The following is a 13462-nucleotide window of genomic DNA, read 5'->3' as shown; positions in this document are numbered from 1 at the left end:
TAATAATGACTGAAGATGTAAAAAATGCGGATGCGAATGCACCGAAAAAACTAAGTATTCAACGCAGAACAAAAACAACCGTAAGCAGTACAACAGCTGGCGGTAAAGCAAAAGCGGTACAAGTTGAAGTTCGTAAAAAACGCACTGTGCCAACAGATGCTGCCCGAAAAGCTGCTGAGGCAGAAAAATTAAAAGCACAGCAAGAAGCAGAGAAGAAAGCGGCAGAAGAAAAAGCACGTTTAGCTGCTGAAAAAGCTGCAGCAGAAAAAGCAAAAGCTGAGAAAGCTAAGGTTGAAGCAGAAAAGGCAGTGAAACCAGCACAAAGTGCGGTTGAAAATAAACCTAAATCTGTTGATCCAGAAAAAGAAAAACGTAAAGCGGAAGAAGCAGAACTCCGTCGCAAAGCGGAAGAGCTGGCTCGCCAAAAGGCAGAAGAGCAAGCGCGTAAAGCGGCTGAAGATGCTAAACGTTATGCTGAAGCGGATACGTCAAGCAATGAAACCGCATCAGAAGATTATACTGATTACAATTTAAGCTCTCGTTATGCTTTAGAAGCGGAAGACGAAGAAGAACGCCGTAATGAAAATCGCGGTCGCGGCAAAAATAAAGTCGCTAAAGCGAAAAAAGAACGCGATGACGTGAAAGGCGGCAATAAAAATGAGCGCGAATCTAACCGTAAAAATCAAAAAGATGGTAAATTCGGTAAAGGTAAAAATGGTAAGAAAGGTGCAGCATTACAACAAGCCTTCACAAAACCTGTTCAGGTTGTGAAACAGGATGTTGTGATTGGTGAAACCATTACGGTTGCAGAATTAGCAAATAAAATGGCAACCAAAGCAACTGAAATCATCAAAGCAATGATGAAGATGGGCGAAATGGTGACCATTAACCAAGTGCTTGACCAAGAAACAGCTCAATTAGTGGCTGAAGAATTAGGTCACAAAGTGATTCTTCGCAATGAAAATGAACTAGAAGAAGAAGTATTAGGCGATCGTGATGTTAACGCAGAAAAAGTGACTCGAGCACCAGTTGTAACGATCATGGGTCACGTTGACCATGGTAAAACCTCATTGCTTGACTATATTCGTAAAGCGAAAGTTGCAGCAGGTGAGGCGGGTGGTATTACTCAGCACATCGGTGCGTACCACGTAGAAATGGATGATGGCAAAATGATCACCTTCTTAGATACGCCAGGACACGCCGCATTTACCTCAATGCGTGCACGTGGTGCGAAAGCAACGGATATCGTCGTTCTTGTTGTTGCGGCAGATGATGGTGTGATGCCTCAAACCATTGAAGCGATTCAACACGCGAAAGCAGCAGGTGCGCCTTTAGTGGTTGCGGTGAACAAAATTGATAAACCAGAAGCAAATCCAGACCGAGTAGAACAAGAATTACTTCAACACGAAGTGATTTCTGAGAAATTCGGTGGTGATGTGCAATTCGTTCCAGTTTCTGCGAAGAAAGGTACCGGTGTTGATGACTTATTAGATGCCATCTTGCTTCAATCAGAAGTACTTGAATTAACGGCTGTAAAAGACGGCATGGCAAGCGGTGTAGTGATTGAATCTTACCTTGATAAAGGTCGTGGTCCAGTTGCAACCATTCTTGTTCAATCTGGTACCTTACGTAAAGGTGATATCGTACTTTGCGGTTTTGAATACGGTCGTGTTCGTGCAATGCGCGATGAAAACGGTAAAGAAATCGATGAAGCAGGCCCATCTATCCCGGTTGAGGTGTTAGGTCTTTCTGGTGTACCTGCAGCGGGTGATGAAGCGACTGTAGTGCGTGATGAGAAAAAAGCACGTGAAGTGGCGTTACACCGTCAAGGTAAGTTCCGTGAAGTGAAACTTGCTCGTCAGCAAAAAGCGAAACTTGAAAATATGTTTAGTAATATGGCTGAAGGTGATGTTGCTGAACTGAATATCATCGTGAAAGCAGACGTACAGGGTTCTGTGGAAGCGATTATTCAATCGTTACAAGATCTTTCTACTGATGAAGTGAAAGTGAAAGTTGTTGGGTCTGGTGTCGGTGGTATTTCTGAAACTGATGCAACCCTAGCGGCAGCCTCTAATGCGATTATTGTTGGCTTTAACGTACGTGCGGACGCTTCTGCTCGCCGTATTATCGAAGCAGAAAATATTGACCTTCGTTATTACTCTATCATTTATGAACTATTAAATGATGTGAAAGCAGCGATGAGCGGTATGTTACAACCTGAATTCAAACAAGAAATCATTGGCTTGGCTGAAGTGCGTGATGTATTCAAACATCCGAAATTTGGTGCAATCGCAGGTTGTATGGTGACCGAAGGTGTAGTAAAACGTAACAACCCAATCCGCGTATTACGTGATAACGTGGTAATCTTTGAAGGTGAATTGGAATCTCTCCGTCGCTTTAAAGATGACGTTTCTGAAGTCCGTAATGGTATGGAATGTGGTATCGGCGTTAAAAACTACAATGACGTAAAAGTCGGCGACCAAATCGAGGTGTTTGAAGTCGTTGAAGTTAAACGTTCAATCTAATCGATAAAAAGAGCGGTCAAAATTCAACGTATTTTTGACCGCTTTTTAATAAGAGAAATATTATGGCAAGAGAATTTAAACGCAGCGATCGCGTTGCACAAGAATTACAAAAAGAAATCGCCATCATTTTGCAACGTGAAGTGAAAGATCCCCGTATTGGCATGGTAACCGTGTCTGATGTGGAAGTATCAAGCGATTTAGCTTATGCAAAAGTGTTTGTCACATTTTTGTTTGATCATGATGAAGTAGCGATTGCACAGGGCATGAAAGGGTTAGAAAAAGCGGCACCTTACATTCGTTCATTAGTGGGTAAAGCAATGCGCTTACGCATTGTGCCGGAAATTCGTTTCTTCTACGATCAATCCTTAGTCGAAGGGATGCGTATGTCTAATTTGGTGACAAACGTAATACGTGAAGACGAGAAAAAACACGTTGAGGAAAATGACTAATGTCGAGACCTCGTAAGCGTGGGCGTGATATTGATGGCGTATTTTTATTAGATAAGCCACAAGGCATGTCATCTAATGATATTATGCAAAAGGTGAAACGCGTATTCCAAGCGAATAAGGCAGGGCATACCGGTGCGCTCGATCCATTAGCAACCGGTATGCTACCTATTTGCTTAGGCGAAGCGACAAAGTTTTCGCAATTCTTATTAGATGCAGATAAACGCTATGTGGTTACAGCAAAATTAGGTGAACGTACGGATACCTCAGATGCAGAAGGACAAGTGGTCGAAACGCGTCCAGTCAATGTGGAAACATCACAAATTTTGACCGCACTTGAACAATTTCGTGGTGATATTTTGCAAGTGCCGACCATGTTTTCTGCATTAAAGCACAATGGAAAACCATTGTATGAGTATGCTCGCGCAGGCATTACGGTGGAACGTGAAGCACGTCCTATCACGATTTTTGAAATAAACTTTATCGAGTATCAAGCACCTTTTTTAACCCTGGAAGTGCATTGTTCGAAAGGAACTTACATCCGTACTTTAGTGGATGATTTAGGTGAGGTGTTAGGTTGTGGTGCTCATGTGACTGTATTACGTCGAACTGCGGTTGCGGATTATCCAACAGAAAAGATGATGACATGGGATGCTTTGCAGGCGCTTGCAGAGCAAGGTGATCTTGCTCAACTTGATCAACATCTTTTACCGACAGATACAGCGGTCAGCAAATTACCAGCGTTACAGTTAAATGCTGAACAAAGTAAAGGTATCGGCTTTGGGCAACGTGTCAAATTTGCTAATGAAGCAAAATTATATGGTCAAGTGCGGTTGTTTTCTGACAAGAATGTCTTTTTAGGCGTGGCACTTATCGATGATAACAATGTAATTCGTCCACAACGTTTGATTACACAATCTCTCTAATCATTTGCCTTTCTGTTTTAATTCCAGTAATCTCACCTGTAACCTTTTAATTGCAATCTATGTAAATAAGATATTACAGGTGAATTATGGATGTCCTTAATCATTTACGTCAGGAAATTGATACACTCGATCGCGAACTGATTCAACTTTTTGCTAAACGCCTCGAATTGGTGACCCAAGTCGGCGAAGTAAAGCACGAAAAAGGTTTACCAATTTATGCACCTGATCGTGAATTAGCGATGTTACAAGCACGCCGAGAAGAAGCGGTGAAAGCAGGAATCTCTCCTCAACTCATCGAAGATGTGCTCCGTCGTTTCATGCGTGAATCTTACTCCAATGAAAATCAATTTGGTTTTAAAACCCTGAACCCAGCTATTAACAAAATTGTTATCGTCGGTGGTTACGGAAAAATGGGGCAGTTATTTGCCCGCTATTTGCGTGCTTCTGGTTATCCCATTTCTATTTTAGATCGTGATGATTGGGATGTGGCAGAACACATTTTAACGAATGCAGATGTTGTTATTATCTCAGTACCGATTGATCACACGTTAGAAACCATAGAACGTTTAAAACCCTATTTAACGGAAAATATGCTACTGGCGGATCTCACCTCCGTGAAACGTGCGCCATTGGCTAAAATGTTAGATGTGCATAAAGGGGCAGTGGTTGGGCTACATCCAATGTTTGGCCCAGATATCGCGAGCATGGCAAAACAAGTGGTTGTACGGTGTGATGGGCGCTTTAGGGAGCGTTATGAATGGTTGCTAGAGCAAATTCAAATCTGGGGTGCAAAAATTTATCAAATTGATGCTGCAGAGCACGACCACAATATGACGTACATTCAAGCATTACGTCACTTTTCCACTTTTGCGAATGGTCTGCATCTTTCCAAACAACCAGTCAATTTAAGCAATTTATTGGCGTTATCTTCCCCAATTTATCGCTTAGAATTAGCCATGATTGGTCGTCTCTTTGCCCAAGATGCGGCACTTTATGCGGATATTATTATGGATAAGCCTGAAAATTTAGATGTGATTGAAAGCCTGAAACAAACGTATGAAGAAGCGTTGCAATTTTTTGAAAAAGGCGATCGCCAAGGGTTTATTGATGCTTTCCATCAGGTGAGAGAATGGTTTGGGGAGTATTCAGATCAATTCTTGCAGGAAAGTCGTCAGTTATTGCAACAAGCTCATGATTTACGACATGTATAAAATAAAAGTGCGGTTGATTTTCACCGCACTTTTTTTGTGATTTATTGTCTTGCCAAGCGTAAATTTTGCGGAATTTCCTCAAAGTTAGAACGGAATGGATTAATATCCAATCCACCACGGCGCGTATAGCGCGCATAGACGGTGAGTTTTTCTGGTTTGGCATAATGCATCAAATCATAGAAAATACGCTCAACACACTGCTCGTGAAACTCATTATGTTGACGGAAAGACACGATATAACGGAGAAGTTTTTCGCGATCGATTTGTTTACCCACATAATGAATTTGCACGGTTCCCCAATCGGGCTGGCTGGTGATAAGACAATTGGATTTCAATAAATGGCTCACTAAGGATTCTTCTACCATATTATCGGACGTACAATTTTGCAAAATGTCTGCATTAAATTCGTAGCTGTGGATTTCGATATCCTGATCATCAATACAATCGCCAGTTAAAGTATCGATACCTTGTCCTTGATAGTGGGATAATGGATGTAAACAAACTTTGACCTCGCCTTGAGCACAAGCACTTAGATCTTCACGCATAGTACGTTCTACGCTAGCAAAATCAGCAAATTTACTTTGATTAAAGCTGTTTAAATAGAGTTTGAAGCTTTTTGATTCAATTAAATTTTCACTACGATAATCAATTTCCACATCGGCAATAGCCACTTGCGGCAAACCTTTTGGATTTAACCAAGAAATTTCATAGGCCGTCCAAATATCGGCGCCTTGGGTAAATGGCTGTTGTTCAGTAATGCCTAAGCCATCACGATTGAGTTTTCGAGGCACGGGTTGTAACAAAGTGCGGTCATAATTCGCAGCATATTCTGTTGCTTGACCGAGTTTTAAAGATTGAAGGCTTTTATCTTGATAGTTCATTTGTTTTCCTGAATAACGAAAGCGTTATAAAAAATTCCACGACACATTCGAGACTAATCGACATTGGTCGCATTTAAAGTAAATTACATCAAATAGCGGTGCGTCTAATGCCCAATCGCGACCACATTGCGAGCAACAGCGTTTTTGTTCCGATTCTAAAGAATGGCCACCGATTCGGTATAAATAATAATAGGTCGGTATGCCGCTTTCTTTTTCAATTTCGGCAGCAAGGTATCGTCCATGTTTAGTAAGCGTGCTATTAACCTCGGAGATTTCGCTTAATGATTCTTTTTCTAAAACCGAACCATTCATTTGCAACTGATCGCAAGCCTGCCAATTTTCCTGCCATTTAATCAAATCTTGACTTAAGTGCGGTTGATTTTTTAATTGTTTATAGAGCGGAATTGGAGAAAAATCATCTCCGTTATGTAAGGGTGAGCAAGATTGTAAATGTGTGGTGTAGAGTATTTGCCATGCTGGTTGACTACATTCTGCGGTGCTGTCTGCATTTAAATCATCGGCAATAATTTGAAAACCCTGAAAATTTAGACCGCACTTTTCAGCATGTTCTATCGCCAGATTCACAGTTTGGTTATTATTCTCTGGCAAAAGACTATCTTGCTCAGGGCAAATAACGCGCATCGCAAAACCTTGTTCACCATCATCCTCCGTCAAATAAAGCGGGATTTCACGGCCGATAATTTGTCCGTTATAACGCCATTGGTCGATGATTGCATTGAGCAAACGGCTTTGTTGGCCGATGTCGTTTTCTAAGGCAGTTAATTTAAAAAAGGGTTCGATCAGATACATAATTACAGATTGTGCAAGATTTCTTCAATTTGTTTTAAACCGTTTAAGCGGGTTTCACTTAAGCGAGAGGCAATACTAAGTTCATCAAAAAATTGACGAATATTAAATTGTTGTAATTGGTTGCTGGTTTGGCCATTGATATTTTGCAGTAACAACCATAATAAACCATTCATAATGCGTGCTTCACTGTAAGCTTGAAATTGAAACGTATCGTCATATTGTGGAATGGCCATAAACCAAAGTCCCGCTTCACAGCCTTGAATTGATTGCATTTGAGCCAATTCATCTGGAGAGGGTTGAGGAAGATGTTTACCGGCTTGAATAATGAACCGGTAACGATCTTCCCAATTTTTTGCCTGTTTAATGTTTTCTAGCATGCTAATAACTCTAAGGATTTATCTAATGCCGCAAAAAAAGCGTCCACATCTTGCGGGCTGTTATAAGGCGCAAAAGAAAGTCTTAATGTAGTGCGCTCGCCAAGACGGGCTAAGTAAGGTTGGGCGCAATGTTCGCCAACACGCAACGCAATTTTTTGTTCACTTAATAGGGTCGCAAGATCTGAAGCAGCAATCCCATCAAAAACAAAACAGACCACAGAACTTGGTTGCGGTGAATTGAATAAACGACAATTTGGATAGTTTTTTAACCGCACTTTACTTTGCTCGGCAAGCTCAACGGCATGAGCCTCGGCGGCCTGAAAATCCCATTTTTTAAGCCAATTTAGCACCGCACCAAAACCAATCACGCCAGCAATATTCGGTGTGCCGGCCTCTAATCGATAAGGTAAATCGGCAAAGGTAATACATTCATGGGATACTCGCTCAATCATTTTTCCACCGTAAAAAAGCGGTTGTAGCAAGGAAAGTGAGCTTAGTTTTCCGCTTAATACACCAATCCCGTTGGGGCCATAAATTTTGTGCGCAGAAAAGGCAATAAAATCCGCATCTAATGCCTGTAAATCAATCTGTATATGACTAATAGCCTGAGCAGCATCCACTAAAACGAGCGCATTGCTATGTTGACGGATTAGTCGAATTAAATGCTGGATATGTTGTTCCGTTCCCGTTACGTTGGAAACAAAATTGAGTGCCACTAATTTGGTTTTCTTATTCAATGCTGCAATTAAGGCATTTTCATCAATTAGCCAATTATCCAAAATAGGCAGCACTTGAATTTTTGCCCCACATTTTTTCGCTGTTTCGTGCCAAGTAACAAAATTAGCATGATGGTCCGCTTGGCTAATTAAAATCTCGTCATTTGCATGCAAAGAGGGGAGTAAACCGTTGGCAACCAAATTAATGCCATGCGTTGTTCCGGAAGTCCAAATTACGGCTTTTTCATCTTCTGCATTAATTAAGGTTTTGACTAAGTGACGGGCATTTTCATATTGTGCTGTTTGTGCGGCTTCGTACTGACTACGATGCACGGAGCCTGCCGATTGATAAAAAGTACTCGTTGCATCAATTAATGCTTGAGGTTTTAGTGCTGTCGCCGCATTATCCAAATAAACTACAGCATTTGGCGATTTAAAATAAGGAAATTCATTTTTAAATGATTGATAATCAAAAGCCATGTTGACCTCCATGTTTACCTGCTTTGTTCTGTTTGCGCCATTCATAAGGGGCGGTAGGGTTAGGATCACGCCATAAGCCAATTTTTTGTTGTTGGGCAAAATCTTGAGCTTGAAAGTAGAGTGGATTTTTAGCATATTGCGGATAAACCCACGCCATACCGTTTTTTACCATTTCTAAGTTGATGTTTTGTTCTTGTAGATAAACCGTTGCCAAAATACGTTGGTAGCGATCATAACCGGAAACTGACAACGTCACATTTTGTTTAAAAACAAGCTGTGAAAGATATTGTTTGGCTTTCTTTCCAAATGGTTGGCCTTTTTCTGGAGCATCAATTTCTTGTAATCGCACTTTGAATTGTTTTTTAGTGGGTAAGAGGCAAGTCAGGGTGTCGCCATCACTTACGCCTACTACCCAGCATTCTACTTGGCGTTCTGCTGAGATTGAAAATTGCGTCCAAAGTGCGGTTAAAATTATGGTTAAAAATAAGAAGAATTTTTTAATCATTTTGAATTTCTTTGATCTATATCGCAATATTTAACTAAAAAGAGAGGGTAATTCTAACAAAAAAAGCGTAAAATAAATTTGAATTATTGTTAAATAAGTTGAAAGAGGAAATATGTTACTCCAAAAAGGCGTTCAACTTGTTCGCTCGCTCGTGATTTTATACATTATGTTGCTACTCGGCAATTTGATTTCGCAGTATGTGCCTGTTGGAATTCCTGGCAGCATCTGGGGATTATTAATACTTTTTATTGGATTAACCACTCGTGTCATTCGTTTAGAATGGATTTATTTGGGTTCTAGTTTGTTAATTCGGTATATGGCAGTACTTTTTGTGCCGGTGAGTGTAGGCATTATCAAATATTATGATTTACTTGTTTCTCAATGGAAAATTTTACTCATTCCAAATATTCTCAGTACTTTTCTGACGCTCTTTATTATCGCATTTTGGGGTAATTATTTGTTTTACAAGCAATCTTTTACTCATAAACGTCAGAAAGTATTAGAGAAACGTAATTTTCAGGCAGACTAAGGTTTTATTATGCAGTATGCAATTTATCTTTATACTGGTTTAACGATTTTTGGATTTTGGCTTGCATTACAAATTAGTAAACGTTGGAAGTCCATGATTTTCAATACTTTCGTACTTACTGTATCCATTCTCGTTTTGATCTTAGAAGTAGGAGGCATCCCTTATGATAATTATATGGCAGGAAATGCGCCGATTAATAATTTATTAGGGTTGAGTATTGTTGCACTGGCGTTACCGTTGTATGAACAACTTCGTCAAATTGCCAAACAGTGGAAAATTATCCTTTCAGTCGTCACATTGGCTTCGATATTCTCAATGTTTACAGGGGCTATTTTTGCTATTATTTTAGGCGCAAGTCCTGAAATGGTGGCGACCGTATTGCCAAAATCAATTACCACACCAATTGCGATGGAAGTGTCTTCACATTTAGGCGGTATTCCCGCCGTGACTGCGGTAGGTGTGGTCGTTGCGGGTTTACAAGGCTCCGTTTTTGGTTATCTCATCTTGAAAAAAGTTGGGATTAAACAACAAGAAGCAGTGGGTTTGTCTGTTGGCGCGGTTTCTCACGCATTAGGTACGGTAAGTTGTATGGAAGCCGATCCAAAAGCGGGTAGTTATAGTTCGATTTCTTTGGTACTTTGCGGTATTATGAGCTCCATTTTAGCACCCTTAGTATTCCATATTATTCATCTATTTTTATGAGAACCCAATTAGCTGATTTTTGGACTGAACGTTTCCTCCCTGATCCGCCTCGCGAAAAAGATCATCGACCGCCATTTCGTCGTGATCGCGGGCGGATTTTACATTCCGCCGCTTTCCGTTGTTTACAAGCAAAAACACAAATTCACGCGGTGGGCGAAAATGATTTTTATCGTACGCGCCTAACTCATTCTCTTGAAGTAGCACAAATCGGTAGCAGTCTGGTTTCCCAATTAAAATTTGCGGAAAGCTATGTTGCTATTTCAGACCAGCTTCATATCGAAAAAAGTGAATTACAGAAAAAACTCAAGCCTTTATTACCAAGCAATGATTTAATTGAAAGTTTGTGCTTTGCGCATGATATTGGCCATCCACCATTTGGTCATGGTGGGGAAGTAGCGCTTAATTATATGATGTGTAATCATGGTGGCTTTGAAGGCAATGCGCAGACATTTCGTATCATTACTAAACTTGAGCCTTATACTGAGACGGCAGGGATGAATTTAACGCGTCGTGCTATTTTAGGCGTGGTCAAATACCCGAATATTTTAGACTTATCTTCCCCGCAATATACCCAGTTGCCGCATGCGGAAAACTCAGATCCGCGTTATGTCAAAATTAGCGATTGGAAACCAGGAAAAGGCTTATTCCGTGATGACATCACAATGTTCAACTGGCTGTTGCAAAACCTTTCTGAAAATGACCGCACTTTGTTTGGTTCATTTCAAAAAGTGCGGTCAGAACCTGACGAGTTTTTAAAAACACAATTTAAATCTTTAGATTGCAGCATTATGGAATTGGCGGATGATATTGCTTACGGGGTGCATGATTTAGAAGATGCGATTGTGACCGGTGTGGTAAATCAACATCAATGGCAAGAAGCATTAGCTGAACTTAAAACGATTCCTTCAGATTGGTTGGCAAAAAATATAGAACAGGTCAGCCAACGATTATTCTCCAACCATCATTTCGAGCGTAAAAATGCCATTGGGGCATTAGTGAATTTCTTTATTACCCATGTGCGTTGGAAAGTTACCGGCAATTTTGATGAGCCTTTGTTACGTTATAACGCAGAACTACCGCAAGATGTGATTGCTGCATTAAATGTGTTCAAAAAATTTGTGTGGAAATACGTGATTCGTCATGTAGAAACACAACGCATTGAATATAAAGGGCAACGCATTCTCACAGAAATGTTCCAGATTTTTGAGTCTGACCCTGAACGTTTATTGCCAACGAATACCGCTAATCGTTGGAAAAATGCACCAGAACAGGGTAAAAAGCGTATTATTTGTGATTATATTGCGGGTATGTCAGATGCCTATGCCTTAAAGGTTTATCAGCAGCTTTAAAGTGCGGTTATTTTTATTGATATTTTGAATTTATAGGACAATTTTGTGGCATTAATTAGTTTAACTAACGCTTATCTTTCTTTTAGTGATCATCCTTTACTTGATCACGCCGAATTGCATATTGAACCGAATGAGCGCGTATGTTTGGTAGGGCGTAACGGTGCAGGTAAATCGACTTTATTAAAAATTATTGCACAGCAAGTCACCATGGATGACGGAAAAGTGCAGTATGAAAAAGATTTAGTAGTTTCTCGTTTAGAACAAGACCCGCCTCGCCATGCTGAAGGGAATGTATTTGATTATGTGGCGGAAGGGATTGAGCATTTAGCGGATTTGTTAAAGGAATATCACCATATTTCACAAGAGTTGACACAAAATTACAGTGAACAAATTCTTAATCAACTGGCACAAGTGCAGGCCAAATTAGAGCATGACAACGGCTGGCAGTTTGAAAATAAAATCAATGAAGTCCTGCAAAAGCTCGAGTTAAATCCTGATACTAAATTAGCGGATTTATCGGGTGGTTGGTTGCGTAAAGCCGCTCTTGCTCGTGCGTTGGTGTGTAATCCCGATGTCTTGTTATTAGATGAACCGACCAATCACTTAGATGTGGATGCAATCGAATGGTTAGAAAACTTCTTATTGGAATTTACCGGAAGTATTGTGTTTATTTCCCACGACCGTTCTTTTATCCGCAAAATGGCCACTCGTATTGTCGATTTAGACCGCGGGAAATTAGTGTCTTATCCAGGTAACTATGATTTATACCTCACCGCTAAAGAGGAAAGCTTACGTGTCGAAGCATTGCAAAATGAGCTTTTTGATAAGCGTTTAGCGCAAGAAGAGGTTTGGATTCGTCAAGGTATTAAAGCTCGCCGTACGCGTAATGAAGGCCGTGTGCGAGCTTTAAAAGCTATGCGTGAAGAACGTCGCCAACGTCGTGAAGTGATGGGCACCGCCAAGTTACAATTAGATAACTCGAGTCGCTCTGGCAAAATAGTATTTGAAATGGAAGATGTGAGCTATGAAATTGAAGGCAAACAACTTCTCAAAGATTTCAGTACGACCATTTTACGTGGCGATAAAATTGCATTGGTTGGCCCAAATGGTTGCGGAAAAACCACATTTATTAAACTTTTATTAGGTGAAATCAAGCCAACCAGTGGTCGTATTCATTGTGGTACAAAATTAGATATCGCTTATTTTGATCAATATCGCGCTGATCTTGATCCAGAAAAAACGGTGATGGATAACGTTGCCGATGGCAAACAGGATATTGAAGTCAATGGTATAAAACGCCATGTGTTAGGCTATTTGCAGGACTTCTTATTTCCACCGAAACGCGCCATGACACCTGTCAAAGCGCTTTCAGGTGGTGAACGTAATCGCTTGTTATTAGCTAAATTATTACTGAAACCGAATAATCTATTGATTCTCGATGAACCAACCAATGACTTGGATGTAGAAACCTTAGAATTATTGGAAGAAATCCTCACGGATTATCAAGGCACCTTATTGATTGTCAGCCATGATCGTCAGTTTATTGATAACGTCGCGACGGAGTGTTATTTCTTTGAAGGCGACGGTGTATTGAATAAATACGTAGGCGGTTTCTTTGATGCGAAAGGACAACAAGCCAATTACTTTGCGATGAAAGCAGAGCAAGAGACCCCAAAATCCAAAAAAGAAGCACCAAAAGTACAGGAAAGTGCGGTCAAAAATGACGTTGTTTCTCAAAAGCTAAAATCCGTTAAACTTTCTTACAAAGAACAACGTGAATTAGAACAACTTCCACAACTATTGGAAGAATTGGAAGAGAAAATTACCGCACTTCAAGCTGAAATTGGTGATCCTCACTTTTTCCAACAAGCCCATGATGTAACAGATGCCAAGCTTAAGGAATTATCAGACACCGAAGCTGAACTTGAAACAGCTTTCCTCCGTTGGGAAGAACTTGAAGAGAAAAAAACTCAAGCTGAAGCAAAATAGAGGATAGATAAAAAAG

General features: G+C 40.4%; 13 protein-coding genes. 8 read left to right on the top strand and 5 right to left on the bottom strand.

Annotated elements, in window-relative coordinates; translation table 11 throughout:
• Nucleotides 1-5 precede the first annotated feature (5 nt).
• The 4 genes from infB to tyrA all read left to right on the top strand — a co-directional run bounded on the left by infB (nt 6) and on the right by tyrA (nt 5108).
• Nucleotides 6-2525 carry a translation initiation factor IF-2 gene (gene infB, locus DPV95_RS00380; protein WP_049366534.1) on the top strand — a complete coding sequence of 840 codons (2520 nt, stop codon included), beginning with the start codon at nt 6-8 and terminating at the stop codon, nt 2523-2525.
• 62 nt (nt 2526-2587) lie between these two features.
• Nucleotides 2588-2974 (top strand): 30S ribosome-binding factor RbfA, encoded by a 387-nt coding sequence (rbfA, locus tag DPV95_RS00375; protein WP_005699364.1) that lies wholly within the window; start codon nt 2588-2590, stop codon nt 2972-2974.
• Nucleotides 2974-3897 carry a tRNA pseudouridine(55) synthase TruB gene (gene truB / locus DPV95_RS00370; RefSeq protein ID WP_049366535.1) on the top strand — a complete coding sequence of 308 codons (924 nt, stop codon included), beginning with the start codon at nt 2974-2976 and terminating at the stop codon, nt 3895-3897. The genes rbfA and truB overlap by 1 nt, the downstream gene beginning before the upstream one ends.
• Nucleotides 3898-3983: 86 nt before the next feature.
• A complete protein-coding gene (gene tyrA, locus DPV95_RS00365) occupies nt 3984-5108 on the top strand; it encodes a bifunctional chorismate mutase/prephenate dehydrogenase (protein WP_049366536.1) in 1125 nt (374 codons plus the stop codon).
• A gap of 41 nt (nt 5109-5149) precedes the next feature.
• On the opposite strand, the gene queF is transcribed toward tyrA, so the two are convergent.
• From queF to DPV95_RS00340, 5 genes are read right to left on the bottom strand one after another with little or no spacing between them, the layout of a single operon-like run.
• Nucleotides 5150-5989: an NADPH-dependent 7-cyano-7-deazaguanine reductase QueF gene (gene queF / locus DPV95_RS00360; RefSeq protein ID WP_049365538.1), complete on the bottom strand. Its 840-nt coding sequence runs from the start codon at nt 5987-5989 to the stop codon at nt 5150-5152.
• 24 nt (nt 5990-6013) lie between these two features.
• Entirely contained in the window at nt 6014-6799 is a 786-nt protein-coding gene (locus DPV95_RS00355) for a Zn-ribbon-containing protein (protein WP_049366537.1), read from the bottom strand.
• A gap of 2 nt (nt 6800-6801) precedes the next feature.
• Entirely contained in the window at nt 6802-7176 is a 375-nt protein-coding gene (locus DPV95_RS00350; protein WP_049366538.1) for a SufE family protein, read from the bottom strand.
• Nucleotides 7170-8372, bottom strand: coding sequence for a cysteine desulfurase (locus DPV95_RS00345; protein ID WP_049366539.1), 1203 nt, complete (start codon nt 8370-8372; stop codon nt 7170-7172). Before DPV95_RS00345 ends, DPV95_RS00350 begins: the two co-directional genes overlap by 7 nt.
• Nucleotides 8362-8877 carry a thermonuclease family protein gene (locus tag DPV95_RS00340; RefSeq protein ID WP_049366540.1) on the bottom strand — a complete coding sequence of 172 codons (516 nt, stop codon included), beginning with the start codon at nt 8875-8877 and terminating at the stop codon, nt 8362-8364. The genes DPV95_RS00345 and DPV95_RS00340 overlap by 11 nt, the downstream gene beginning before the upstream one ends.
• 112 nt (nt 8878-8989) lie before the next feature.
• On the opposite strand from DPV95_RS00340, the gene DPV95_RS00335 reads away from it, so the two are divergent.
• From DPV95_RS00335 to DPV95_RS00320, 4 genes are read left to right on the top strand one after another with little or no spacing between them, the layout of a single operon-like run.
• Nucleotides 8990-9406, top strand: a complete 417-nt coding sequence (locus tag DPV95_RS00335; RefSeq protein WP_049366541.1) for a CidA/LrgA family protein — start codon at nt 8990-8992, stop codon at nt 9404-9406.
• Nucleotides 9407-9415: 9 nt separating this feature from the next.
• On the top strand, nt 9416-10108 hold the full coding sequence (locus DPV95_RS00330; protein ID WP_065243245.1) for a CidB/LrgB family autolysis modulator: 693 nt from the start codon (nt 9416-9418) through the stop codon (nt 10106-10108).
• Entirely contained in the window at nt 10105-11457 is a 1353-nt protein-coding gene (locus DPV95_RS00325; protein ID WP_049366543.1) for an anti-phage deoxyguanosine triphosphatase, read from the top strand. The genes DPV95_RS00330 and DPV95_RS00325 overlap by 4 nt, the downstream gene beginning before the upstream one ends.
• Nucleotides 11458-11502: 45 nt before the next feature.
• Entirely contained in the window at nt 11503-13446 is a 1944-nt protein-coding gene (locus DPV95_RS00320) for an ABC transporter ATP-binding protein (RefSeq protein ID WP_049366544.1), read from the top strand.
• Nucleotides 13447-13462 lie beyond the last annotated feature (16 nt).

The organism is Haemophilus parainfluenzae (genome assembly GCF_003252755.1).
GTDB lineage: Bacteria > Pseudomonadota > Gammaproteobacteria > Enterobacterales > Pasteurellaceae > Haemophilus_D > Haemophilus_D parainfluenzae_N.
This window is presented reverse-complemented; position numbering and strand designations above follow the sequence as displayed.

What these genes read in the sequence shown, in the direction of transcription:
- infB (WP_049366534.1), top strand. Translation starts at nt 6, where the DNA reads ATGACTGAAGATGTAAAAAATGCGGATGCGAATGCACCGAAAAAACTA.
- rbfA (WP_005699364.1), top strand. Translation starts at nt 2,588, where the DNA reads ATGGCAAGAGAATTTAAACGCAGCGATCGCGTTGCACAAGAATTACAA.
- truB (WP_049366535.1), top strand. Translation starts at nt 2,974, where the DNA reads ATGTCGAGACCTCGTAAGCGTGGGCGTGATATTGATGGCGTATTTTTA.
- tyrA (WP_049366536.1), top strand. Translation starts at nt 3,984, where the DNA reads ATGGATGTCCTTAATCATTTACGTCAGGAAATTGATACACTCGATCGC.
- queF (WP_049365538.1), bottom strand. Translation starts at nt 5,989, where the DNA reads ATGAACTATCAAGATAAAAGCCTTCAATCTTTAAAACTCGGTCAAGCA.
- DPV95_RS00355 (WP_049366537.1), bottom strand. Translation starts at nt 6,799, where the DNA reads ATGTATCTGATCGAACCCTTTTTTAAATTAACTGCCTTAGAAAACGAC.
- DPV95_RS00350 (WP_049366538.1), bottom strand. Translation starts at nt 7,176, where the DNA reads ATGCTAGAAAACATTAAACAGGCAAAAAATTGGGAAGATCGTTACCGG.
- DPV95_RS00345 (WP_049366539.1), bottom strand. Translation starts at nt 8,372, where the DNA reads ATGGCTTTTGATTATCAATCATTTAAAAATGAATTTCCTTATTTTAAA.
- DPV95_RS00340 (WP_049366540.1), bottom strand. Translation starts at nt 8,877, where the DNA reads ATGATTAAAAAATTCTTCTTATTTTTAACCATAATTTTAACCGCACTT.
- DPV95_RS00335 (WP_049366541.1), top strand. Translation starts at nt 8,990, where the DNA reads ATGTTACTCCAAAAAGGCGTTCAACTTGTTCGCTCGCTCGTGATTTTA.
- DPV95_RS00330 (WP_065243245.1), top strand. Translation starts at nt 9,416, where the DNA reads ATGCAGTATGCAATTTATCTTTATACTGGTTTAACGATTTTTGGATTT.
- DPV95_RS00325 (WP_049366543.1), top strand. Translation starts at nt 10,105, where the DNA reads ATGAGAACCCAATTAGCTGATTTTTGGACTGAACGTTTCCTCCCTGAT.